This is a genomic window from Pseudomonas trutticola BRTCR10, assembly GCF_056155105.1.
Map to the genome: position 1 here is coordinate 1,409,761 of NZ_CM149552.1, position 23,598 is coordinate 1,433,358.

At 59.2% G+C, this 23,598-nt stretch carries 28 protein-coding genes; 26 read left to right on the plus strand and 2 right to left on the minus strand.

Features of this window, described 5'->3' with window-relative positions:
• Positions 1-125 precede the first annotated feature (125 nt).
• A complete protein-coding gene (locus tag ACVVH8_RS06065; RefSeq protein ID WP_103303014.1) occupies positions 126-995 on the plus strand; it encodes a peptidoglycan DD-metalloendopeptidase family protein in 870 nt (289 codons plus the stop codon).
• A 106-nt stretch (positions 996-1,101) separates the two neighbouring features.
• Positions 1,102-2,112 (plus strand): RNA polymerase sigma factor RpoS, encoded by a 1,011-nt coding sequence (rpoS, locus tag ACVVH8_RS06070; RefSeq protein ID WP_008081736.1) that lies wholly within the window; start codon positions 1,102-1,104, stop codon positions 2,110-2,112.
• Positions 2,113-2,709: 597 nt separating this feature from the next.
• On the opposite strand, the gene fdxA is transcribed toward rpoS, so the two are convergent.
• Together fdxA and mutS are read right to left on the minus strand one after the other, a co-directional pair.
• Positions 2,710-3,033 (minus strand): ferredoxin FdxA, encoded by a 324-nt coding sequence (gene fdxA / locus ACVVH8_RS06075; RefSeq protein ID WP_007908827.1) that lies wholly within the window; start codon positions 3,031-3,033, stop codon positions 2,710-2,712.
• 163 nt (positions 3,034-3,196) lie between these two features.
• Positions 3,197-5,779 carry a DNA mismatch repair protein MutS gene (mutS, locus tag ACVVH8_RS06080; RefSeq protein ID WP_475229028.1) on the minus strand — a complete coding sequence of 861 codons (2,583 nt, stop codon included), beginning with the start codon at positions 5,777-5,779 and terminating at the stop codon, positions 3,197-3,199.
• Between the two features lie 209 nt (positions 5,780-5,988).
• Here mutS and ACVVH8_RS06085 point away from each other — a divergent pair, with 209 nt between their 5' ends.
• The 24 genes from ACVVH8_RS06085 to ACVVH8_RS06200 all read left to right on the plus strand — a co-directional run bounded on the left by ACVVH8_RS06085 (position 5,989) and on the right by ACVVH8_RS06200 (position 23,513).
• Complete coding sequence (locus ACVVH8_RS06085) at positions 5,989-6,723, plus strand: LexA family transcriptional regulator (RefSeq protein WP_401303703.1); 735 nt, start codon at positions 5,989-5,991, stop codon at positions 6,721-6,723.
• Positions 6,724-6,872: 149 nt separating this feature from the next.
• Positions 6,873-7,061, plus strand: coding sequence for a hypothetical protein (locus ACVVH8_RS06090; RefSeq protein ID WP_141233098.1), 189 nt, complete (start codon positions 6,873-6,875; stop codon positions 7,059-7,061).
• A 222-nt stretch (positions 7,062-7,283) separates the two neighbouring features.
• The gene (locus tag ACVVH8_RS06095) at positions 7,284-7,709 is read left to right on the plus strand and encodes a tail fiber assembly protein (protein WP_103303011.1); all 426 of its coding nucleotides are present in this window, start codon (positions 7,284-7,286) and stop codon (positions 7,707-7,709) included.
• Between the two features lie 255 nt (positions 7,710-7,964).
• Positions 7,965-8,303, plus strand: coding sequence for a phage holin family protein (locus tag ACVVH8_RS06100; RefSeq protein ID WP_103303010.1), 339 nt, complete (start codon positions 7,965-7,967; stop codon positions 8,301-8,303).
• A gap of 69 nt (positions 8,304-8,372) precedes the next feature.
• The gene (locus tag ACVVH8_RS06105) at positions 8,373-8,894 is read left to right on the plus strand and encodes a hypothetical protein (RefSeq protein ID WP_475229030.1); all 522 of its coding nucleotides are present in this window, start codon (positions 8,373-8,375) and stop codon (positions 8,892-8,894) included.
• A 3-nt stretch (positions 8,895-8,897) separates the two neighbouring features.
• Entirely contained in the window at positions 8,898-9,506 is a 609-nt protein-coding gene (locus tag ACVVH8_RS06110; RefSeq protein ID WP_213027711.1) for a phage baseplate assembly protein V, read from the plus strand.
• Between the two features lie 14 nt (positions 9,507-9,520).
• Positions 9,521-9,853 (plus strand): phage baseplate protein, encoded by a 333-nt coding sequence (locus ACVVH8_RS06115; RefSeq protein ID WP_201234995.1) that lies wholly within the window; start codon positions 9,521-9,523, stop codon positions 9,851-9,853.
• Positions 9,850-10,845: a baseplate J/gp47 family protein gene (locus tag ACVVH8_RS06120; protein WP_475229032.1), complete on the plus strand. Its 996-nt coding sequence runs from the start codon at positions 9,850-9,852 to the stop codon at positions 10,843-10,845. Before ACVVH8_RS06115 ends, ACVVH8_RS06120 begins: the two co-directional genes overlap by 4 nt.
• Positions 10,842-11,477 carry a phage tail protein I gene (locus tag ACVVH8_RS06125; protein ID WP_475229035.1) on the plus strand — a complete coding sequence of 212 codons (636 nt, stop codon included), beginning with the start codon at positions 10,842-10,844 and terminating at the stop codon, positions 11,475-11,477. The genes ACVVH8_RS06120 and ACVVH8_RS06125 overlap by 4 nt, the downstream gene beginning before the upstream one ends.
• Positions 11,478-13,094: a phage tail protein gene (locus ACVVH8_RS06130; RefSeq protein WP_475229037.1), complete on the plus strand. Its 1,617-nt coding sequence runs from the start codon at positions 11,478-11,480 to the stop codon at positions 13,092-13,094.
• Between the two features lie 9 nt (positions 13,095-13,103).
• On the plus strand, positions 13,104-13,685 hold the full coding sequence (locus tag ACVVH8_RS06135; RefSeq protein WP_475229039.1) for a phage tail protein: 582 nt from the start codon (positions 13,104-13,106) through the stop codon (positions 13,683-13,685).
• 109 nt (positions 13,686-13,794) lie between these two features.
• Positions 13,795-13,980: a hypothetical protein gene (locus ACVVH8_RS06140; protein WP_475229042.1), complete on the plus strand. Its 186-nt coding sequence runs from the start codon at positions 13,795-13,797 to the stop codon at positions 13,978-13,980.
• 2 nt (positions 13,981-13,982) lie between these two features.
• Positions 13,983-15,149, plus strand: coding sequence for a phage tail sheath protein (locus ACVVH8_RS06145; RefSeq protein WP_103303003.1), 1,167 nt, complete (start codon positions 13,983-13,985; stop codon positions 15,147-15,149).
• Positions 15,149-15,655, plus strand: coding sequence for a phage major tail tube protein (locus ACVVH8_RS06150; RefSeq protein ID WP_103303002.1), 507 nt, complete (start codon positions 15,149-15,151; stop codon positions 15,653-15,655). The genes ACVVH8_RS06145 and ACVVH8_RS06150 overlap by 1 nt, the downstream gene beginning before the upstream one ends.
• A gap of 213 nt (positions 15,656-15,868) precedes the next feature.
• Positions 15,869-16,450, plus strand: coding sequence for a phage tail assembly protein (locus tag ACVVH8_RS06155; RefSeq protein ID WP_103303001.1), 582 nt, complete (start codon positions 15,869-15,871; stop codon positions 16,448-16,450).
• A 329-nt stretch (positions 16,451-16,779) separates the two neighbouring features.
• Complete coding sequence (locus ACVVH8_RS06160; protein WP_475229044.1) at positions 16,780-18,759, plus strand: phage tail tape measure protein; 1,980 nt, start codon at positions 16,780-16,782, stop codon at positions 18,757-18,759.
• Positions 18,759-19,142: a phage tail protein gene (locus ACVVH8_RS06165; protein WP_475229046.1), complete on the plus strand. Its 384-nt coding sequence runs from the start codon at positions 18,759-18,761 to the stop codon at positions 19,140-19,142. The genes ACVVH8_RS06160 and ACVVH8_RS06165 overlap by 1 nt, the downstream gene beginning before the upstream one ends.
• Positions 19,135-19,347, plus strand: a complete 213-nt coding sequence (locus ACVVH8_RS06170) for a tail protein X (RefSeq protein ID WP_103302997.1) — start codon at positions 19,135-19,137, stop codon at positions 19,345-19,347. Before ACVVH8_RS06165 ends, ACVVH8_RS06170 begins: the two co-directional genes overlap by 8 nt.
• Before the next feature lie 9 nt (positions 19,348-19,356).
• Entirely contained in the window at positions 19,357-20,385 is a 1,029-nt protein-coding gene (locus ACVVH8_RS06175) for a phage late control D family protein (RefSeq protein WP_475229049.1), read from the plus strand.
• A 160-nt stretch (positions 20,386-20,545) separates the two neighbouring features.
• Positions 20,546-21,130 (plus strand): phage tail terminator protein, encoded by a 585-nt coding sequence (locus tag ACVVH8_RS06180; RefSeq protein ID WP_475229051.1) that lies wholly within the window; start codon positions 20,546-20,548, stop codon positions 21,128-21,130.
• Positions 21,127-21,309, plus strand: a complete 183-nt coding sequence (locus ACVVH8_RS06185) for a DUF2635 domain-containing protein (RefSeq protein WP_475229053.1) — start codon at positions 21,127-21,129, stop codon at positions 21,307-21,309. The genes ACVVH8_RS06180 and ACVVH8_RS06185 overlap by 4 nt, the downstream gene beginning before the upstream one ends.
• Positions 21,309-22,805 (plus strand): phage tail sheath subtilisin-like domain-containing protein, encoded by a 1,497-nt coding sequence (locus ACVVH8_RS06190; protein WP_475229055.1) that lies wholly within the window; start codon positions 21,309-21,311, stop codon positions 22,803-22,805. Before ACVVH8_RS06185 ends, ACVVH8_RS06190 begins: the two co-directional genes overlap by 1 nt.
• A gap of 67 nt (positions 22,806-22,872) precedes the next feature.
• Complete coding sequence (locus ACVVH8_RS06195) at positions 22,873-23,220, plus strand: phage tail tube protein (RefSeq protein ID WP_007908779.1); 348 nt, start codon at positions 22,873-22,875, stop codon at positions 23,218-23,220.
• Positions 23,217-23,513, plus strand: a complete 297-nt coding sequence (locus tag ACVVH8_RS06200) for a phage tail assembly protein (protein WP_007908778.1) — start codon at positions 23,217-23,219, stop codon at positions 23,511-23,513. The genes ACVVH8_RS06195 and ACVVH8_RS06200 overlap by 4 nt, the downstream gene beginning before the upstream one ends.
• The last annotated feature ends 85 nt before the right edge of the window (positions 23,514-23,598 follow it).

Consider the following 23,598-nt stretch of genomic DNA (forward strand, 5'->3'; position numbering starts at 1 on the left):
AAACGTGTGCGCGAAGCGATTTCGCTTCATTAAAGGTAAAGCCGATTCGGCCCGTTATACTTGCGACACCTCATGCCGAAATGCGGCATTCCGAATTTTTTCAGCCACCACAAAGGGAGCGGCGGGTGAGTCTCACAGTCATTGCGCAGCGTATGGGTAACACGAGCTTTCAGCGCCTGGTGACTGGCCTTGTCTTGAGCACCTTGCTGGTGGGCTGCTCCAGCACCAAATCGAGCAGCGTCCGGGTAGTCGATCGCAACAGTGCAGCAGCCCAACGTCCTGCCGTCACGACCGGGCAGTATGTAGTCCGTCCGGGCGATACGATGTTTTCCATCGCATTTCGCTACGGCTGGGACTACAAAGCCCTCGCGGCCCGGAACAATATTCCTACGCCGTATACGATCCACCCGGGTCAGACAATTCGCTTCGATGGTCGTACCGGATCAACGTCGACAGCGGTGGTGAGCAACGCCAGTTCTTCACCTTCGTCGTCGAGTAAAACCACGGTAATCCGACGCCAGGCAAATGGCACGACAACCACGACAACCACTGGTTCTGCGGGCGCAGCACCGTCCGTCGCCAACAAGCAAGCGCCAGCTCCACTCCCTCCACCCGGCCCGGCCCCGACCGGCTGGGGATGGCCATCTAATGGCATTCTTATTGGAAAATTCTCTTCAAACGGTAGTTTGAATAAAGGAATTGATATCGCCGGGGATTTGGGACAGCCTGTTTTAGCTGCGTCTGATGGGACGGTGGTATACGCCGGGAGTGGCTTAAGGGGCTACGGCGAATTAGTCATCATCAAACACAGCGAAACCTACGTCAGTGCTTACGGTCACAACCGTCGGCTGTTGGTTCGGGAGGGACAGCAGGTCAAGGTCGGACAGACAATTGCCGAAATGGGGTCAACGGGTACAGACCGGGTGAAACTGCATTTTGAGATTCGCCGCCAAGGTAAACCTGTAGATCCGCTGCAGTTCCTGCCAAGACGTTGATTTGTAAGCCAGCCTGTTCCGTCTCGTAGAGGGGACAGGCTCCAGCGCTGCCAAGGATAAAGGCGTCGCTTGAGCTTGGGGTCGAACTCACCAAAGGACTATAACAATGGCTCTCAGTAAAGAAGTGCCGGAGTTTGACATCGACGATGAGGTTCTCCTTATGGAGGCCGGCATCGATTCGGAATCTTCGATGTCGAATGATGAAGGGGCTGCTCCACCTTCCGTTCGTTCCAAATCCAAACACTCCGCTTCACTTAAACAACATAAGTACATCGATTACACGCGTGCACTTGATGCCACGCAGTTGTATCTCAACGAAATCGGCTTTTCCCCACTGCTCTCCCCGGAGGAAGAAGTTCATTTTGCGCGTTTGTCGCAAAGTGGCGATCCCGCCGGACGCAAGCGCATGATTGAAAGTAACCTGCGGCTGGTGGTCAAAATCGCCCGGCGTTACGTCAATCGGGGGCTGTCGCTGCTGGATCTGATCGAAGAGGGCAACCTCGGCTTGATCCGTGCGGTGGAAAAGTTCGATCCCGAGCGCGGCTTCCGCTTCTCGACCTACGCAACCTGGTGGATTCGTCAGACCATCGAGCGTGCAATCATGAATCAGACCCGGACCATCCGGTTGCCGATCCATGTGGTCAAGGAGCTCAACGTGTACCTGCGGGCTGCACGGGAGCTGACGCAAAAGCTCGACCACGAACCTTCACCCGAAGAAATCGCCAACCTGCTGGAAAAACCGGTAGGCGAGGTCAAGCGCATGCTGGGCCTGAATGAACGGGTTTCTTCGGTCGACGTCTCGCTGGGTCCGGATTCGGATAAAACCCTGCTGGACACCCTGACGGATGATCGTCCTACCGATCCATGCGAACTGCTGCAGGACGACGATCTGTCGCAGAGCATCGATCAATGGCTGTCCGAATTGACCGACAAGCAGCGTGAGGTGGTGATACGCCGCTTCGGCCTGCGCGGTCACGAGAGCAGCACGCTGGAAGATGTAGGCCTGGAGATCGGCCTGACCCGGGAACGGGTAAGACAGATCCAGGTGGAAGGCCTCAAGCGCCTACGGGAAATTCTCGAGAAGAATGGCCTGTCGAGCGAGTCGCTGTTTCAGTAGGCGCCTCCAACGCCCGCAAAAGCCCCGACTGGTTCGGGGCTTTTTGTTGCTCGCGATTTAGTGGCTCAACGATACCCCTGTGGCGAGGAAGCTTGCTCCCGCTGGGCTGCGCAGCAGCCGCAAACGCACTCAAGCGGGAGCAAGCTCCCTCGCCACACGTTTAGTGCTCGACTTTCGATCGGTGTCAGTACCTTTGTAGTCTCGAGATGTAAGCCTTTACTTACTCTTTCGTAAGTGTTCGTTATTTTTACAATGCGGTAGACGTCCATTCGCCACTTTCATCATATTTAACTTATTGATTTACTTATTTATTTTCTAATATGAAGTGCTTATGACAGCGCCTCAAAGCGTATTCGGCCCGTTGCTCCTGGCGGGGAACTCTTTAGTATCAGGGCTGTGTCGACGGACAGACACGCCCTTCAAGGATGAGGGGAATGGACATCGCAGGACGCGATTCATCAGGACGATGAAAAGGAACACAGGGAATAGGGAAAAAATGTGGGCGGGTCAAACCGCCCCTTTTTTTGCCTGTAGAAAAGTAAAATGCAGAAAAACAAAAAAGGCCCCGAAGGGCCTTTTTATCGAACGCGCAACAAATCAGCGTTCGAGGTCTTTGATCTTGCCTTTGACGCCATCCCACTCTTCAGCGTCCGGCAGCGATTCTTTCTTCTCGGTGATGTTCGGCCAGATCTCGGCCAGTTCCACGTTCAGTTGAATGAACTCCTGCATCTCTTCCGGAACTTCGTCCTCGGAGAAAATGGCCACGGCCGGGCATTCCGGCTCGCACAGGGCGCAGTCGATGCACTCATCCGGGTGAATCACCAGGAAGTTCGGGCCTTCGTAAAAGCAGTCCACCGGACAGACTTCTACGCAGTCGGTGTACTTGCACTTGATGCAGTTGTCGGTGACGACGAAGGTCATTTCTAATTTTCTCCTCAGGCGGCGGCAGCGTTGCCCCTTCACGGTTGGGGTCGCCAGGTTCGGGAGCGATGTCTGCTGGCCAGGCTATTAGCCAGCAGCATCCCAAACCGCGCGAGATTCTAACAGCTTGAAGCCGTTTGCGTTATATCCGGTTCTTTAGTGCTTAGATCCGGTTCTTGAGTGCATATAACAATTCGAGCGCACGACGTGGCGTCAGATCATCGACATCCAGTTTGGCCAGCTCATCCAGCACCGGGTGTGGCAGGCTCGCAAACATGTCGCTTTGCTGCGGAGCGAGCGGTTTGCCTTTGGCGGCAGGCTTCGGCGCCTCATGCGGCAATGCGGTGTCTTCCAGACGGCTCAAGTGCTCACGTGCACGCACAATGACTTCACTCGGCACGCCGGCCAGTTGCGCCACCGCCAGGCCGTAGCTCTGACTGGCAGGCCCTGGCAACACGTGGTGCAGGAAGACGATGCGTTCATTGTGTTCGGTGGCATTGAGATGCACGTTGGCCACCAACGGTTCGGCTTCCGGCAATACGGTGAGTTCGAAGTAGTGCGTAGCAAATAGAGTATAGGCACGCAGATGCGCCAGACGCTCGGCGGCGGCCCAGGCCAGCGACAGGCCGTCGAAGGTGCTGGTGCCGCGACCGACCTCGTCCATCAACACCAGGCTGCGTTCGGTGGCGTTATGCAGGATGTTCGCGGTTTCGCTCATTTCCACCATGAAGGTCGAACGGCCACCGGCCAGGTCATCGCTGGAACCGATCCGGGTGAAAATCCGGTCCACCAGCGACAGTTCGCAACTGGCTGCCGGTACGAAGCTGCCGATGTGCGCCAGCAACACGATCAATGCAGTCTGACGCATGTAGGTGGATTTACCGCCCATGTTCGGACCGGTAATCACCAGCATCCGAGTGTCGTCGTCGAGGCTCAGGTCGTTCGCCACGAACGGCGTGGTCAGGACTTGCTCGACCACCGGGTGACGACCTTGCGTGATGCGCATGCACGGCTCGCTGACGAAACGCGGGCAGTTCAGGTCAAGATTCAGCGCACGTTCGGCGAGGTTGCTCAGCACGTCCAGTTCGGCCAGAGCGCCAGCGGTGTCCTGCAACGGCGGCAACTGGCTGATCAGATCTTCCAGCAGTGCTTCGTAGAGCATCTTCTCGCGGGCGAGGGCACGGCTCTTGGCCGACAGCGCCTTGTCTTCGAATTCTTTCAGTTCCGGCGTAATGAAACGCTCGGCACCTTTCAGCGTCTGGCGCCGGATGTAGTCTGCCGGGGCCGACTCTGCCTGCTTGCTCGGCAGTTCGATGAAGTAGCCATGAATGCGGTTGTAACCGACTTTCAAGTGGGACAGGCCGGTACGAGCCTTCTCCCGGGCTTCCAGATCGATCAGGAATTGACCGGCGTTTTCGCTCAGCGATTGCAACTCATCAAGTTCACTGTCGTAACCGGTTTTCAGCACGCCGCCGTCACGGATCACCGCTGGCGGGTTGTCGATGATGGCTTTTTCCAGCAACGCCGCCAGTTCCGGGTAGGTGCTGGTGGTTGTGGCGAGACGTTGCAGGTGCGGCGCTTCCAGGTCAGTCATCGCCACTTGCAGTTCGGGCAGTGCGCCGAGGGCGTCACGCAGGCGAGCGAGGTCGCGCGGGCGCGCATTGCGCAGGCCGATGCGCGCGAGAATCCGCTCGATGTCGCCAATTTCCTTGAGCTGCGGTTGCAGCTTTTCAAAGCGGTAACCGTCGAGCAGGCAAGTGATCGACGTCTGCCGCGCCAGCAACACCGTCAGGTCGCGCAGCGGACGGTTCAGCCAACGGGTCAGCAGACGGCTACCCATCGCGGTCTGGCAGCGATCAACTACCGATTGCAGGGTGTTATCGCGGCCACCGGACAGGTTGGTATCGAGCTCCAGGTTGCGCCGGCTCGCGCCGTCGAGCACCACGGTGTCGTCGAGACGTTCGTGACGCAGGCTGCGCAAATGGGGCAGGGCGGTGCGCTGGGTTTCTTTCGCGTAGGCCAGCAGGCAACCGGCAGCGCCGATGGCCAGGGTCAGGGTCTCGCAGCCGAAGCCCTTCAGATCCTGGGTAGAAAATTGCTGGCAGAGGCTCTTCAACGCCGAGTCGCGCTCGAAGTCCCACGGTGCACGGCGACGCACGCCACGGCGTTTTTCTGCCGGCAGATCTTTCGGCCAGTCATCCGGGATCAACAATTCCACCGGATTGACCCGCTCCAGTTCTGCCAGCAGGTTCTCCCAGCCTTTGATCTCGAGCACGGTGAAGTTGCCGCTGGTGATGTCGAGCACCGCCAGACCAAACAGGCGTTCATCACCCAGCACCGCAGCGATCAGGTTGTCGCGACGCTCATCCAGTAGCGCTTCATCACTGACCGTGCCCGGCGTGATGATCCGCACTACCTGACGTTCCACCGGGCCTTTACTGGTAGCCGGGTCACCGACCTGTTCGCAGATCACCACCGATTCGCCGAGCTTGACCAGCTTCGCCAGGTAACCTTCCGCCGCATGGTAAGGAATCCCACACATCGGAATCGCCTGCCCCGCCGACTGCCCGCGCGCGGTCAGGGTGATGTCGAGCAACTTGGCGGCCTTCTTCGCGTCTTCGTAGAAGATCTCGTAGAAGTCGCCCATGCGATAGAACATCAGCTGATCCGGGTGCTGGTTCTTCAGGCGCCAGTACTGCTGCATCATCGGAGTGTGGGAGGACAGGTCGGAGACGGCTTTATTCATCGGATTGTCAGGTAACTCGTTAAAAGATGTAGGGCAAAAGCGAGGACTACAGCCCGGCTTTTCCGCGATGGGCGCAAGGTTACCATGGGCAGTCGGCCCGACGCAGGCATGACGGCTCGCTGACACTTTTTCAGCCAAATTGTGATTTATGCACGAAATATGCAAATCAGCATTTGTCTTCGCGAAAAACTTCAAGCACTATGCGCGTTATGCAAAAACGCAACGTATCCTCCGTCTTAAGAGCACTGCTCGACCAGCACGGGATCTCCCCCACGGAGCTCCACCGTCGCACCGGCGTGCCTCAATCCACTCTCTCGCGAATTCTCAGCGGGAAGATCGTCGATCCTTCGGATAAACACATCTCGAAGATCGCCGAGTACTTCAATGTAAGCACCGATCAGTTGCGCGGGCGCGCGGATGTTGCGCCGTCGGCCGGTGCCGCGCGTGATGACGTGCACGCGGAACTCAAGGACATAATGCTGTGGGACGACGACACCCCTGTCGATGACGACGAGGTGTCGGTGCCGTTTCTTCGCGAGGTTGAATTGGCAGCAGGATCAGGAAGATTCGTCATCGAAGAGAGCGAGCGCTCTAGCCTGCGCTTCGGCAAGCGCAGCCTGCGTCATAACGGTGTACAGTTCGACCAGGCCAAATGCGTGACCGTGCGCGGCAACAGCATGTTGCCGGTACTGCGTGACGGCGCCACGGTTGGCGTGAACGCAGGCAAGTGCGGGATCGGCGACATCATTGACGGTGATCTGTACGCGATCAACCACAATGGTCAACTGCGGGTGAAGCAACTCTATCGCCTGCCTACCGGCATCCGTCTGCGCAGCTTCAATCGTGATGAGCATCCGGACGAGGACTACAGCTTCCAGGAAATCCAGGAAGAGCAGATCGTCATCCTTGGCCACGTCTTCTGGTGGGGCATGTACGCCCGTTAACCACGCCCCTTTCGAATAGAACCCGCCCATTGGCGGGTTTTTTTTCGCCCGTGAAAAACCCTCTACGCCTTGATTTATGCGGCCTTCATGCGCTCATGCATTTCTCGCGCATAAATAAATGCATTTACGCATTGACTGGATATGCATACATGCATATCATTGCCACCAAGCCGCTCGACAAAGCGGCTGGAAACGAAAGCTCTTTAGTTCCACAAGAACAGGCAGCGATGAACCGGCCTCAACGGTTCAGAGGGTTGGCAACTGACCCGGGTGTGCAGCGTAAAGCACCAGAAGCAGTTATCCGGCGGGCAGGGACCGCGGTCGGAAAAACAATTTGAATGGACTCGTACCGCGCCAGTAGCGCCGAACAGTCAGCTTCCTTCTTGAACACAGGATTTGAAGGAAGGCGAAGGAGCGCATTACTGAAAAGCCCGGCGTTCAAATACCGGGCTTTTTGGAATGCCTACCTGTCGTAATTGGCGTTTTCCCCAGTCGCGGTTAACGCATGGTTGGCAGAAATGAAAACAACATTTATTGAAACTTCGTAGTAAGGAAATATGATGAATCGATACGTATTTATTGACGCGTACAGCCCACCCTTTACCCGCGCGGTACAAATTGTAGATGCAGAGGAGTCGCCGCAATTTACCCCACCAGGGCCATCTGGTTATTGGGTCCAGGTCTCTATCGACACTCCGGTTCAAGTCGGCTGGAAGGGTAATTACGTTGGCAATGGCTGGGTGTTCACTGAGCTGACCTATGAAGATAACGTAGCTGTCCTTGACGTTCGAGTTCGCCAACTACTGACTCAGGCCGCTAATTGGCTAACGATCAATCCTCTGCAGTACAAACTCGACCTGGGTGTTGCCAGCAGTTCCGAGACCGAACTGCTGCTTGCATATAAGCAGTACTGCGTCGCAATCAGTGACATTAAAGACCAAACTGGTTATCCCTATACAATCAACTGGCCAGTTGCTCCCTTCTAATCCACCACTTTGGTAAACCCGATATCGGGATTGCATCATGCAATGGCGCGGCTTTTTAGCCGCGTCTGCAAAGTTGTGCTCAGTCAGACGATCGAAGAACGGGCAAATACTAAAGCTGTCTTTGCTTTCAGCGGCAAGATCGGTGTCGTCATGATTTTAATGTGTATTCCTCCGGGCATTCCTGTAATGCCCGCTTTCAGAGATGTCGTTTGAACGGACATAAAAAGCGAATAACTCACTCCCAGGAGGCGTGACATGACAAACGAGCAACAAGCGTTGGCGGACATGCCGATCTGGCTGGTCATCCTCCTTGCCATCGTCGGCGGGGTGTCTGGCGAAATGTGGCGCGCTGACAAGGAGGGCGCTCGCGGCTGGCCGCTTTTGCGCCGTCTCGCGCTGCGCTCCGGCGCCTGCATGATCTGCGGCGTCTCGGCGATCATGCTGTTGTATGCCGCCGGCATGTCGATCTGGGCCGCCGGAGCATTCGGTTGCCTGACAGCCATGGCCGGTGCCGACGTGGCCATCGGTCTGTATGAACGCTGGGCCGCCAAGCGCATCGGCGTCTGCGAAGTCCCGCCGCGCGACCAGCCTTGACCTTGACTGTTTCCATGCCGCCATTTTGGCGGCAGGGCTTCGCGTGGACGATAGAAAAGGAGGTCATGTATGCCCACACCGATCCAGCAGCCGTCGCAACTGTTCACAGCCATCGCGACGACGCTGCACAACACCGCCGGGCTGAACCTCAATGTCGGCAAGCACGAGGATTTCAGTGCTCCGGGCGATCAAGCCTGGGTGTTGATCGACTTCGACCGAAATGCATCGGGAGTGCGCGCCGCTGATGGGCGAATTGCTCATGTCATGACGGTGTCGTTGCAAGTCGTCCCGGCGCTTAACGCCACGGCATTTGCAGCGTGCGATCTGATTGCCGTGCTGAAGAACCTGATCACCGACAACCGCTGGAACTTGCCCGGCGATCAATGCGATCTACCGATGAACATTGATGGTTTGCCATCATTGCTCATCCGCACCGAGCAGTCATACAAAACCTGGACGTTGTCATTCAACCAGACCCTCTACCTCGGCCCGACGCTGCTCGACGATCCGCTCGGCATCCCGAAATTTGCCCGCACCTGGGAAGTCAGCAACATCGACGACCCCGACCAATACACCGCGCTGGAGGCCTGACCGATGTTCGACGCAATACTGCGCATGCAGCTAGGCCCGATCATCGAACGGCTGGCCGAAATGGAAGCGGAAATCGAAGACCTGCACCGCCGCGCCGAAAGCTTTTGCCGGATCGGCATCTGCCAATCGGTCGATGCCGCCAGCAACACGTGTCAGGTGAGCCACGGTGGATTGCTGACGCCGGCCATCAAGTTTTTCAACCCGAGTGCAGGAGCGCAGAGCGAGTCGCGCATCCCGTCCGTGGGCGAGCAATGTCTGCTACTCAATTACGGCAGTGGCGAAAGCGGCGCACAAAGCGTGGCGTTGTTCGGCTTGAACAGTGATCGCTTTCCGCCAACCTCGACGGTACCGACGCTGACCCGTCGAGTGCATCAGGACGGCAGCGAAAGCGGCTACGACGATGCCGCGCATACCTTGCATTGGCAAAACGGTCCGGCGACGTTCAACGGTTCTCGCGAATCGCTGCAACTGAGCATCGGCCCGGCACAACTGGCGATGACCCCACAGGCAATCAACCTGCAACTGGGCGCCGTCGGCCTGACCATCGACGCTTCGGGCGTGCACTTCAGCGGCCCTTTGGTCGATCACCAGGGCCGCGTCATCAGCCCCTGATTAAGAAGCCTTCCATGATCGGAATCGATAGAGACAGCGGGGCCACGGTCGACGACTGGCTGCAATTTGTGCAGCGCGCGACCCGGGCCCTGACCACGCCGCTGGGCACCCGGCAAAAAAGGCCCCTTTATGGTTCGTTGATCCCCACGTTGCTGGGGCAAAACCTCGGTGATGACGTCCTGCTTCTGGCGCAGAGCCACGCAGCGCAAGCGTTCTACAACAAGCAAAACGGCATCGACGATTTTCAGCCGCAAGTGATCGTCGCCACACGACAGGGCGCCGGCCTGCTGTTGCGTTTCGCCGGCACCTGGAAAAACCGTCAACAGACTTTCGAGGTAGTGACATGAGCATGTTGATCCCCGGCCAGAATCAATTGGCCGAACCCGCGCTGATCACCGTCGAAGCCTTCGAGGACCTGCTCGCCGAGTTCAAGATCTTTGTCATCGAATACGTCGGCGCCCGGTCGCCGGACAGTGCGGTGAAACTCAAAGTCAGTCTGGAAAACGAAAGCGAATTGCTGACCCTGGCGCTGGAAGCGTTCTGCGTGCGGCTGCAAACCCACGAACGCAAATACAACGCCCGCATCAAGCAGATGCTGGCGTGGTGGGCGACCGGCAGTAACCTCGATGCACGGCTTGCAGACATGGGCCTGGAGCGGCAGTTACTCGACCCGGGCGACCCGGCAGCGTTCCCGCCGGTGCCAGCGGTTTATGAAAGCGACGACGACGCGCGGTTGCGTTATTACCTGGCGCCGCATGCACCGGCGGCGGGTTCGCGGATGCAGTATCGCCGCGAGGTGTTCACCCTCGGCGAACGGCCGACGGTGAACGTCGAATCCACTGAAGCCGGTGTGGTGAATGTCACTTACACCTTCAACCCGGACGGCTTCGCCGCGCAGGTCAAGGATGGCAATGGCCGCCGCACCGCGCCGGGCGAAGTACAGGTCACAGTGTTGTCGCGAGACGGCGATGGCACCCCGTCTGCAGCGTTGCTCGAAGGCGTGCGTCAGCACTTCGCCCGACCGGATGTACGACCGGAAACCGACCTCGTCACCGTCAAGGCTGCCGACATTCAGCGCTACAAGATCCGCGTCGTCGCCAAGATCAATCCCGGACCCGATTCCGGCCTGACCAAAGTCGCCGCGCAGCAACAATTGCAGGCTTACGCCGACAGTTGCCATCGCCTTGAAGGGCGGGTCGATCCGAGCTGGATCGACTACACGCTGCACAGCGCTGGCGCCGTGCAATTGCAGATTCTCGAACCGCTTGCGCCGATCGTGACCAGCGCGTTTCAAGCGCCGTACTGCACGGCGGTCGAGGTCGAGGTACTGACGCTATGAGTGAACAAACTCAGCGACCGACGCTGCTGCCGGCCAACAGCTCGGCACTTGAGCGAGGGCTGGATCTGGGCTTCGGCGCATTGCTTGATCGCATCGCACCACCGTTTCCGCAACTGATGAACCCGAGCGAAACGCCGGTCGCCTTCCTGCCGTATCTCGCAGCGGATCGCGGCGTCGCCGAATGGAGCACCACCGCGCCGGAAACGGAAAAACGCCTGACCGTCGAATTGGCCTGGCCCACCGCGCGCCAGGCCGGCACTCGCAGAGCACTGGAAAACGCCGCCAAGGGTTTGCAGTTAAGACCCGAGATCCGCGCCTGGTACGAACAAACGCCGCCCGGCGTGCCTTACAGCTTTTCAGTACGAGCCTTCAGCGACCAACCCTACAGCGAAGAAATCGACGCCCGTCTCGACCGACGTCTGGCCGATGCCAAAAGCGAACGGGATGTGCTGTCGGTCTCTGTAGGCCTGAGCGCATTCGGTACTCACGTCATCGGCGCCGCGACGTTCTGCGGCGAACTGACCACGGTTTATCCGGTGTTCATCGAAGGGCTGGAAACCTCTGGCGAGGCGTTCATGGCCGCTGGCATGTACACCGTCGAAACATCCACTATTTATCCTCAGGGGGCCTGAATGGCTGACTATTACACCCTGCTCACCAACGCAGGGATTGCCTACGAAACGGCGTGCAAGGCCGCGGGTACGCCGATCAAGTTGACGCAGATTTCCGTCGGGGACGGCGGCGGCGCGGTCTACAACCCGGCCGCGACCGCTACTGCGCTGAAACGCGAAGTCTGGCGCGGGCCGCTCAATGCGCTATTCCAGGACGAGAAGAATCCGAGCTGGCTGCTTGCTGAAGTCACTATTCCGCCGGATGTTGGCGGTTGGTATGTGCGTGAGGCCGGGCTGTGGACTGATACCGGGATTCTTTACGCCATCGTCAAATATCCGGAGTCGTTCAAACCGGTTCTAGCGACGTCGGGCTCGGGGAAAGAGTTCTACATTCGCTCGATTTTCGAGACCAGCAATGCGTCGCTGGTGACGTTGTTGATTGATGACACGGTGGTTAAAGCCACACGTGCCTGGGTCATGAGTTACCTCGCCGAAGAGCTTGGCAAACTGGATGGCAAGCAATCGGTGCGTGTTGCTGCAACCACCAATGTGGTGCTGAGCGGTGCGCAGCAGATTGATGGGGTGGCAGTGATTGCCGGCGACCGTGTGCTGCTGTCGAATCAGACTTTGGCCAAGGACAACGGCCTGTGGATTGTCGCCAACGGTGACTGGGTGCGAGCAACCGACGCCAACTCCAGCGGCAAGGTGACGCCGGGTCTGACGGTCATGGTCGAGGAGGGGACGGCAAACGGCGATTCGCTGTGGCACCTGACCACCAATGCGCCGATCACTCTTGGCACTACCGCGCTGAATTTCAAGATGTTGGCAGGGCGCACCGGGATTGCCGCCGGGACTTACAAGAGTCTGACGGTTGACGAATATGGCCGGGCGACTGCCGGGGCGAATCCGCAAACGTTGGCTGGTTTTGGCATCACTGATGCCCTCGGGATCAACGGAACAGCGGTTGCCGCTCGTAAGCTCGAAACGGCACGCAATATCTCAATCTCTGGTGCCGCGAGCGGCAGTGCGTCATTTGACGGATCGGCGGGCGCCAACATTTCCATAGCGCTTGCCGACTCAGGCATTTCCGCGGGTACTTACACGAAGGTTACCGTTAACACGAAGGGTTTGGTTACAGGAGGGGGAGCGCTTGCAGCGGGAGACATTCCGAACCTTGACTGGTCGAAAATCGGATCCGGGAAACCAGCCACTCTCGCGGGTTACGGGATAACTGACGCCTACACGACAGCAGGTACCCAGAACCTTGTAAACCAGACTTTTGCCGACTTCTCAGCCTCTAAAAATTTAGCCGTTCCCGCTTTTCTGAACGGGTTCTATGACGCTAACACCTCGCGTTACTGGACAGCTAACGGCAACTTATATGTCTCCATTGACTTCGCCCGAGGGGCCGCGATTGGAAGTCAATCAGCCCTTCTGTGTGTCCTGCCACCCGGTGCAAGACCACGATTCAGGTGTTGCGGTACCGGGGACTGGGTTACGTCGTCACCTTTGGCATTTGGTTACCTTTCCTGGTCACTGGAGACCAATGGGAACCTGACGATCGACTTGTCTGTGGGCGCGACGAACGGAGCTAGCAGCTATCAAGGTCAAATCCACCTCTGCACTCAATTAGCGTGAAGGCAAACCATGTATTACATCCTTGATTCAAAAGGGGGGTTTCGCTACTCCGATGCCACCAACAAAAACTACCCTGACTGGACGCTGACTCCAGTTCCACAGCCTTGCTGGAGCCCGCGCTTTTCCGGAATACGGGACGATACAACCGGGGAATGGAGCGGTGTGTGGGTGCAGGAGGTGGAGCCCGTCCCTACAGCGGAGGAAATGTGTTTTCGAATCGATGCCTACGCTGACGAAATGCGCCGGCTCGTTGCTGTCGACCCGCTTCGGGCGGTCGAATACGAACGAACGGCGGCCGAGGCGCAAGCATTCAAAGACGCCGGCTATCCAGAAGATGCAGTGCCGCGCACTGTAGCTGCTTGGGCGATCATGGGGCGCACGGCTGAGGAAGCGGCCGATGGCATCCTGACCGAAGCCGCTAAATACGCAGAGGTGCTCTATCTCGTCCGTGAGCGACGCCTGGAGGCAAAAGAGCTGATCAGGCGCAAGCTTGCAGCGGGCGAAATCGATGAAGCTCGGCAGGTCGTCGACGATGCAATAAAGGCTATCCAAACGGCAGTTAGTGGTTCGCGTTCCTCAGAGGATCTTTGAACCGACTCGCCAGCCTGCCTGAATAAAAACGCCCCGCACTGTCGGGGCGTTTTCTTGTCCGCCAAGCCCCTCCCCACGAGGGGCTTTCACGTTTATGGAGAAACGAAAAATGGCAACTCGCCAAACCTACACCGTGCTCGTCCCATTCCCCACCGGCGGTGGGCACTGGTCGAGCGTCGGTCAAGACCTTGATCTGCTCGACGTCGAGGCCAATGCCTTGCACACCGCTGGTCGACTGGAACTGAAAACACCTACCACCCAGGCCAAAAAGGCCGCTGCCAAGAAGGCTGACTGAACATGGCTGAGGTTCTGAACTTCGAGCACAACGGCATTACCGTCAATGCCACTGAATCCCCCGAGGCCATGGGTGGCCTGGGTGACAACGTCATCGGTCTGGTCGGCACCGCGCCGAAGGCCGATCCGCTGATTCCGCGTAACGCCCCGTTCCGCATCAACAGCTTCACCACTCACGCGCTGCTCGATCCGACCGGTTCGGAAGAGGGCACGCTGTACCACGCGGTTTACCAGATCCTCAAAGTGGTCAAGGTGCCGGTGTATGTGGTGATCGTCGAAGCGGGCGCGACCCCGGCCGACACGGTCAACGCAGTGATCGGCGGTGTTGAGCCGGCGACCGGCCGCAAGCTCGGTCTGGCCGCGCTGGGCAGTGTCCCGGAAGACCTGACGATCATCGGCGCGCCGGGCTTCACCGGCACCAAAGCGGTGGCCAGCGAGTTTGCCTCGTTCGGCAAGCGCATCAAGGCTCGTGTGGTGCTGGACGGCAAGGACGCCTCCGTCGCTGACCAAGTGCTGTACAGCCAGGAACTCGGCGGCGCCGATCTCGGTTTCGACCGTTGCCTGGTAGTGCACAACATGCCGGCCGTGTATTCGAAAGCGGCGAAGAAAAACGTCTTCCTCGCACCGTCCAGCCTGGCGATTGCCGCGCTGGCCAAGGTCAAGCAGTGGGAGAGCCCGGGCAACCAGGTGACCTACGCCGAGGACGTCTCGCGAGTTGTCGAATACAACATCCTCGACACCTCCACCGAAGGCGATCTGCTCAACCGCTACGGCGTCAGCTACTACGCCCGCACCGTGCTCGGCGGCTTCTCTCTACTGGGTAACCGCTCGATCACCGGCAAGTTCATCAGCTACGTCGGTCTCGAAGATGCGATCAGCCGCAAGCTGGTCAAGGCCGGCCAGAAAGCCATGGCCAAGAACTTGACCAAGTCGTTCATGGATCAAGAGGTCAAGCGCATCAACGACTGGCTGCAGACCCTGGTCGCCGACGAAACCATTCCTGGCGGCAGCGTCTATCTGCACCCGGAACTCAACAGCGTCGAGAAGTACAAGAACGGCACCTGGTACGTGGTCATCGACTACGGTCGCTACGCGCCGAACGAACACATGATTTATCAACTCAACGCCCGCGATGAAATCATCGAGCAGTTCCTGGAGGACGTTCTCTAATGTTTACCAACCGCAATCGCCAGGCCATCGCGGCCACCCTGCAAGGCTTGCCGCTGTCGGCGACCGTGGAGGAATTTACCCCACCGAAAATCGAATTCGACATGGAAGAGATGCGCGGCGGTCGCTTCATCGTCGAAGAAATGACCAAGGGCGGCAAAGCCCTTAACGCCAAGCTGACCCTGCAAGGCATGGGCACGGAAGTGATGCTGGCGCTGGGCGTAAAACTGGGTGACGACATCCTGCTGAACGTGCGTGAAGCCGGCCAGGATCAGGATGGCAACACCTGGTTCACCTACCACACCGTCGGCGGCAAGCTGAAATCCCTTGAGGAAACCGCGGTGAAGATGGGCGAGAAACCGAAGACCAACCTCGAACTGTCCTGCCGCACCTACAACCGCCTGGAAAACGGCGTGCCGGTGATCGACATCGACGTGCGCACCCAGAAGTTCGTGCTCAACGGCGTCGACATCCTCGGTGATGCCCGTCGTGCGGTGCTGATGCCGTAATCCGGCAAGCACACCGGGCACAAAACCTGTGGGAGCGGACCCCGTGGTGAGGGGATTCATCCCCGATGGCTGCGTAGCAGCCCAAAGTCTGTTTTTGTAAAACCAGCTTGGGGCCGCTTCGCGACCCATCGGGGATAAATCCCCTCGCCACAACAGCCCGCTCCCACAAGGGACTGCAACAACTCCCCCAAAGAATCACCAAGGAATTCATTCATGTCGTGGATGCCACCCAAGCATGATTTGTTGTCGCCCATCACTGGCGATGACGGCTCGCAAATCGAACAGATCCAGCTCAAGCCGCTGTTCTACGCCGCGCAGAAAGAAGCGCTGGAGCGTGCCGGTGATGACGAAGACGATCAGTTCTTCGAACTGGCGCTGCTTGCCACCGGCCTGTCGGTCAAGGAACTCGACCAGCTCAAACGCCCGGACTACGTGAGCATCGCCCAGTACGTGCACGAGATGTCGACCCGTCCGACTTCGTACTTTCTCGATCAGGTCGAGGATGCGGAAAAATCCACCGATCCTGATCAGGTGCAACTGCTGCAACCGCTCGCCGTGACCGGCCGCACCGTGACGTCGCTGTCGCTGGAAATGCCGGTGCTGCGCGCCACCAAAGTGATGAAGAAACTGAAAACGGCCAAGGAACGCGCCGAGTTCATCACCGCTCATTGCGCCGGCCTGATGATCCCCGATCTGGCCCAACTGACCGTCCCGGACTGGACGCAATTGCAGGTGCGCATAGACGATTTTTTAAACCAGCCGGCGGCCTACTTTCGGAACGCGACATCGAAGTAATCCTCGATATCGTCCCGCTCATTTACCCGGTAAGTGAGGCGGAGATTCTGGAATGGGACGCCGAAAAGGCGTTGCGCCGCTACGACATAGCGATCACTCGCCTTGGCGTGAAACAGGAGTAGGGCGGCATGGCAGATGATAACTATGCGTTGACGTTCGCGAAGATCAATCGAGAGGGGCGGATACCCGACACCACGGCCACCCTGAAGTCTGCTGCGATGTCCGCACGAGGCGCCGATTCGGCAGTTGCAGAGCTGACGTTGAAAGCGGATGGCGGGTTTGCCGGGCTGAGCCTGGCACTGGCAGATGCCACCGCCGAGCTGCGTCAGTTGACGGCCGAACAGGTTCAGCTCAGGGATGTGCTGGGGTCGATACACACGGTGCTGATGTCACAGCACTCGCTGCAACAGGCACTGAACGACCGGCAAGCACAAATGGGCGGTATGGCCCTTGGCGCCGGGCAAAAAACGCCGAGTGAGAATGCCGCCACGGCGCCATATCAGCCTTTGCAACCGGCCATCAATCTCGACGCCGCGATGGCGAGGCTCGATCTGGTCGTCGGGCTTGAAGGCGACCAACGCAAAACGATGCAGGTCGCGCTGGAGAAGATGGCCACCGAGGCGAAAGTGGCGGCCGGCGGTACAACTACGGTTGAGCTGGCAAGCATTGGCTACGCTGGCGCCAAGGCCGGGGTCGGCAATGATCGGGTGGATGCCAAAGGCAATATCGATCAAGCCGCCAGGCAAAACGACCTGATGGATTTCACCAGAGACACGGCGGTCACGGCGACCGCGTTCGAGATGAAACCACTGGATGCCGCGGACCTGTTGATCGGCTGGCGTACCTCGATGAGCCTCAATCGCGCGCAAACCCTGGATCTGGCCGACGCGACCAGTTTACTCGACAGTCGATTGGCCGCTTCTGCCGCTGATATCGGCTCGATTCTGGGCACTTACGGCACATCGGCAAAAGGCGCCGGAATGGCGCCCGAGCAAGCCGCGGCATTTTCTGCGGCGTTGCTTAACGCCGGGGTAAACAAGGCCGATGCGGGCGTAGCGTTCGAAAAAATCACGACGACCCTGGCTCTCGGGGATAAAGCTTCTGCAAGCCAGAAAGCGGCGTTCGCTCAGCTGCAGCTCGACCCCAAGGCCCTGGCCGAGAAAATGAAGGGCGATGCTCCCGGCGCGATCATGGAGTTGCTGGAGGCGCTGAAGAAACAATCCCCGAATGAGCAATCCGCGCTGTCGACAACGTTGTTTTCGGTCGCCCAACCGGTTCGGCAAATGCTCGAGAATACCGCTGACGTGCAGCGCGCCTTTGCACTGGTGGCGGATAAAAAACAGTACACAGGGGCGGTTGATCAGACCGCCCTGACACTCGCGGATACTTCGCAGACACGCTGGAACATCTTCGGCGCCCAGAAGGACCGGCTCTATTCATCCGCCGGCGATACCGTACTGCCAGTCTTTGACTACCTGGTGGAAAAAATCGGAGGAGCAGCCGATGGCTTGAGTGAGGTGGCGGAAAAGGCCCCGGCACTTGCTGGCGCGCTGATTCTGATGGCTGCCGGAATGAAGGGCGGCAAACCGCTGGGCGCATTGGCGTCCCAAGCCGCGACGTGGACAGGCCCGGTAATGGCCAGCATCAGATCCGGGTTGGGCAGCCTCTCGGCCAGTGCCGGATCCCTCGGTACCGCCGCCCTGAGTCGGGCCGAATTTCTGGTCTCCGCTCCAGGGCGCAGCCTGATCAGTCAGGGCGCCCGATTTGGCCGGGTGGCAGGCCCATTGAGCATGCCATTGACGATGGTCGAAGCCGGCATGAAAGTCGTCGAAGGCGTGGCCGAGGGCGATACGAAAAAAGTCGCCGGTGGCGTAGGGATGGCAGCGGGCGGCTTGGCCGGTGGCTATGCCGGCGCGAGCATCGGTGCCACGATCGGTACCTTCATCCTTCCCGGCATCGGTACGATGATCGGTGGTGCATTAGGCGGCGTCATCGGCAGCTTTTACGGCAGTCAGGAAGGGGAAGCGCTGGGTGAAAAGCTTGCGACACCCGCGCCTGATCGGCTTGCTCCACCGTCAGAAGTCAGCGCCGGCCTGAGCAGTGTGCAGGCGCAAAATCAGCAGAGCCAGAATGTCACCTACGCGCCCGCTTTTAACTTCAGTGGCGGCGATCTGGTGAGTGCTGAAAAAGTGACCGCCATGGTCGCGCAGGTCATGCAGTCACATTTCACTTCTGACTTTACGCCTTTGATAAGCACCAACCCCCTCGCCACCCGCCGCGACGCAGCCCTTACCGATGGAGTCGCCTGATGAAACAACAAATGGCACTTGGCAGTTTCATCTTCGGCCTGTCCCGCGAGTTTGCCTACAGCACGCTGGCACGCAAATCCGACGGTGGCTGGACTGAATTGCCGATCCTCACCAGTAAACCCAAATCCCATCAGACCGGACAGAAGCCCGAAACCCTGACCATCGGCGGCACCTCGATGTACGCCGTGGCCATGGAACGGCTCGATGAACTGCGGGCGCTGCAAGCCTTGAGAGTACCGCTGCCGTTGATCGACGGCATCGGTCGCAACTGGGGTTTGTGGCGGATCACCAGCGTTCAGGAAAACCAGAGCGAGGTCATCGATGACGGCACCGCGATGGTGATCAAGTGGGTACTCGAATTAGCGGAGTTCAACAATGCGTAAGGTCCGAAGCGTGGCCGGTGATTCGGTCAATCTGTTGCTCTACCGCGAGTCGGGTCGCTCAGACGATCAGGCCGAAGCCGCGTTGTGGAAACTCAATGCGACCCTGGCCGAACACGGCCCCGTTTTGCCGGCGGGCATCTGGGTGACGCTGCCGGAACTCGACAGCCGACCCGCCGCAATCAAACCGGTTTTGGCCTGGGACTAAGGAGGTTGCATGGCACAGGGATTTACCCCGGCGATCGAAATCTACGGCGCCAACCAGGCCTTGCTGAACCAGCGTCTGATCAGTTGGGAGCACATTGATGCTGCCGGGATGGAGTCTGATCAGCTGACACTGGTGATCGACCTGGAAGGCCTCGAAGGCTTGCCGACCCTGGGCGGGACCATCGGCTTGCGGGTGGGTTATCTGGAGTCCGGGCTGGTCGAAAAGGGCCAGTTCAAAGTGACTCGATTGACCCCGACGCTGTTCCCGTTACGCCTGACGCTGGTGGCGACCGCAGCGCCTTTCAGTGGCAAGGATGAGACCCGATTCAAGGAACGGCGCACGGCCAGTCATGGCCCGACAACCCTTGGCGGACTGTTTCGCGAGCTGGTCTCGCGGCACGGTTTTTCGCCGCGCGTCGATCCCGAACTGGCGCTGATCAGGATCACCCATGTCGATCAGTCGAACGAAACCGACATGGGCTTTATCACGCGACTGGCAAAGAAGTACGACGCGGTGGCCAAACCGTTCAACGACCTCTACGTGCTGGCGAAACCGGCGCAGCTGAAAAACCTATCGGGCCAAGTGATACCGGACGTCCGGCTGTCGGTAACCAGCAACAATCGACCGGGTGATCACGCCTTCATCAGCGCCACACTGGAAGAGACTGCCCGCACCCAGAATCAGGGTTGCAAGACCTGCTGTTGGGACGCCAATGCCGGCAAGCAGGTGGAGGTGAAAACCGGCAAGGCACCCTACAAAGTCATTCGCCAGAAACAGGCCAATGAAGAAGAAGCCAAAGCCATCGGCGAAGCCGAAGTGCGCAAGATGCTGCGCGAGAAATACAAGCTGAAGGTCACCTGTCCGGGCGATCCGCTGCTGGCTGCCGAAGGCCTGTTGGTGCTCGATGACACCTGGCCAGACTTCATGCGCGGTCGCTGGTCGATCGAAAAGGTCACCGCCAGCGGCAAGCGCGAGGAAAGCTATCGCTGCCTGATCGAGGCAACCGGCCTCGACCCCAAGGCGGACGCCAAAGCCTGATTCTGCGTGACCTCACAGCGACAGATATCCCTGTAGGAGTGAGCCTGCTCGCGATTGCGGTGTGTCAGTCAGCATCGATTCTGAATGTAAGTCCGCCATCGCGAGCAGGCTCACTCCTACATGAGTCCTGCGGTCACTCCCCTAATTCCGGAACACCACCATGAAGATCACCCCGATCCTCACGCAGCTGCGTGGGCAATGCCCTGGCTTTGCCAATCACATTTCGGTGGGTGTCGATCTGGCGTTGCTGCAAGGCAACCCTGATCTGCCGACACCGTCGGCCCACATCACACCGCTGGCCGATCTGGCCAGCAACAGCACCGCGCAAAACCTCACCAGCCAACCGATCCGCGACCGCTTCGACATCGTCCTCGCACTTGACGCAACCGACGCTACAAAAGCGCTGGATCTGTTGCATGACCTGCGCGCTGAAATCTGGCGCGCGCTGGTGGGGTTCAAGCCGAGCAAGGACTACAGCGCCATCGTCTACGACGGCGGCGAACTGGTCTCGATCAACAGCAGCCGCGTCTTTTACCGGCTGCGTTTTTTTGCCGAGTTCCAGCTCGGCCGCAATCTGCCCGGTCAGCCTGCGGAGAGTTGGCACGAACGTGAACTGGACGGTTTGTCGTCCTTTACCGGGGCCACCGTGCGGGTCGATGCGATCGACCCGGCCGATCCCAACCTGAAACGCCCGGGCCCCGATGGGCGCGTGGAAATGACTTTCTCTGGAGACGTAACCCCATGAGCAATCGCATCACCGTAGTGCCGGCCGCTGGCCGTGCCGTGCCAGACCCGGAGGCGGGCGATCTGCTGCCTCTTGAAGGCCGTGAAGTGCTAGACAGCGCCTGGTGGCGCCGGCGTCTGGCCGACGGCGATATCACTATCAAAACCGCAAAAGCGGCTAAACCACAGGGAGCCAAATAATGGCGATCGGATTCAGCAACATCCCCGCGGACATTCGTGTTCCGCTGTTCTATGCCGAAATGGACAATTCGGCCGCCAATAGCGCGAGCTCGTCTCTGCGTCGTTTGATCGTCGCTCAGGTCAACGACAACATTGCCCCGACTGAAGTCGGCAAACTGGTGCTGGTTTCCAGCGTGGCGCTGGCCAAGAGCATCGGTGGCCAGGGCTCGATGCTCGCCTCGATGTACGAAACCTTCCGCAAGGCCGACCCGATCGGCGAGATCTGGTGCCTGCCGCTGCACAACACTGAAGGTGCCATCGCCAAAGGCGTACTGACCCTGACCGGCACCGCCACTCAGGCTGGCGTACTCAACCTGTATGTTGGCGGCGTGCGTGTGCAAGCCACCGTGGTCAACGGGGCTACTGCGGCCCAAGCGGCCACTGCACTGGCGCAGAAAATCAACGCCACGGCCGATCTGCCGGTGAGCGCTGCGGCTGCCGAAGGCGTGGTCACCCTGAACGCGAAATGGACCGGCGATAGCGGCAACGACATCAGCCTGCAATTCAATCGCCTGGGCAAGAGCAACGGCGAAGAAACCCCGGCCGGCCTGACCTCCGCAATCACCGCCATGACCGGCGGCGCCGGCGTGCCGGATCAGATCGCTGCCGTGGCGGCACTGGGTGACGAACCCTTCGAGTTCATCGCATTGCCATGGTCGGATCTGTCGACCCTCAACACCTGGCAAGCGGTCATGGATGACAGCACCGGTCGCTGGTCCTGGGCCAAGCAACTGTTCGGTCACGTCTACAGCGCCAAGCGTGGCACCGTTGGCACGCTGGTCGCAGCCGGCCAGGCGCGCAATGACCAGCACATGACCATTCAGGCGCTGGAGCCGGGCGTACCGCAACCGTTCTGGGTACAAGCTGCAGCACTGGCTGCGCGCACCGCCGTGTTCATCTCCGCCGACGCCAGCCGTCCGACCCAAAGCGGCAGCCTGCCGGGCGTCGATCCTGCGCCGGCGAGCGAGCGCTTCACCCTGACCGAGCGTCAGTCGCTGCTCAACTACGGCATCGCCACTGCGTACTACGAAGGCGGTTACATGCGCATCCAGCGTTCGATCACCACCTACCAGAAAAACGCGTACGGCCAGGCCGACAACTCCTACCTGGACAGCGAAACCATGCACCAGTCGGCGTTCATCGTGCGTCGTCTGCAAAGCGTGATCACCAGCAAGTACGGTCGGCACAAACTGGCTTCCGACGGCACCCGTTTCGGCGCCGGCCAGCCGATCGTCACCCCGGCGACCATTCGCGGTGAGCTGATCGCGCAGTACGCCAAGCTGGAACTGGAAGGCCACGTGGAAAACGCCGAGCTGTTCGCCGAGCACCTGATCGTCGAGCGCGACGTGCAGGACCCGAGCCGCGTGAACGTGCTGTTCCCGCCGGATTACATCAACGGTCTGCGCGTGTTCGCACTGCTCAACCAATTCCGTCTGCAGTACGACGACGCGGCTTGATAACCGCGTTTAGCGTCAAGCATTCAGCCCACCTCGCGTGGGCTTTTTTATTCAAGGGAGTAACACCATGGGTCAACTGATTGCAGGCACCTGCTACGTCAAGGTCGACGGCGCACAACTGACTATCAATGGCGGCTGCGAAGCCCCGCTGATGGCGGTCAAACGCGAAACCGTCGTACCCGGTTTCTACAAGGAAACCGACATCGCGCCGTCGTTCAAAGTGACCGCGCTGCACACCGCCGACTTCCCGCTGAAGAAGCTGATCGAAGGCACCGACATCACCGTCACCTGCGAATTCAGCAACGGCAAAGTCTACGTGCTGGCCGGTGCCTACCTGGTCGAAGAGCCGGTTTCCAAGGGCGATGACGCCACCATCGAACTGAAATTCGAAGGCATCAAGGGGACCTGGCAATGAGCGGCGCCGTGAAGCTTCAAGTTGCGATCGAAGCTCACGGCGAGCCCCTGACCGAACTCGTCCTGCGCCGCCCGACGGTGCAGGAAGTGCGAGCGATCAAGGCGCTGCCGTACAAGATCGACAAGAGCGAAGAGGTCAGCCTCGACATGGATGTCGCGGCCAAATACATCGCCGTGTGCGCCGGCATTCCGCCGTCGTCGGTCAACCAGCTGGATCTGGCTGACCTCAACGCGTTGAGCTGGGCCGTTGCGAGTTTTTTCATGAGTGCGGCGTCGGCGCCATCACCGACCTGATCGCCGTCGCCTATGACCTGGCCTGGTTCTGGAAGGTTGACCCCGAACAGATGATGGCCAGGCCACTGGATGTGCTCCGCGAATC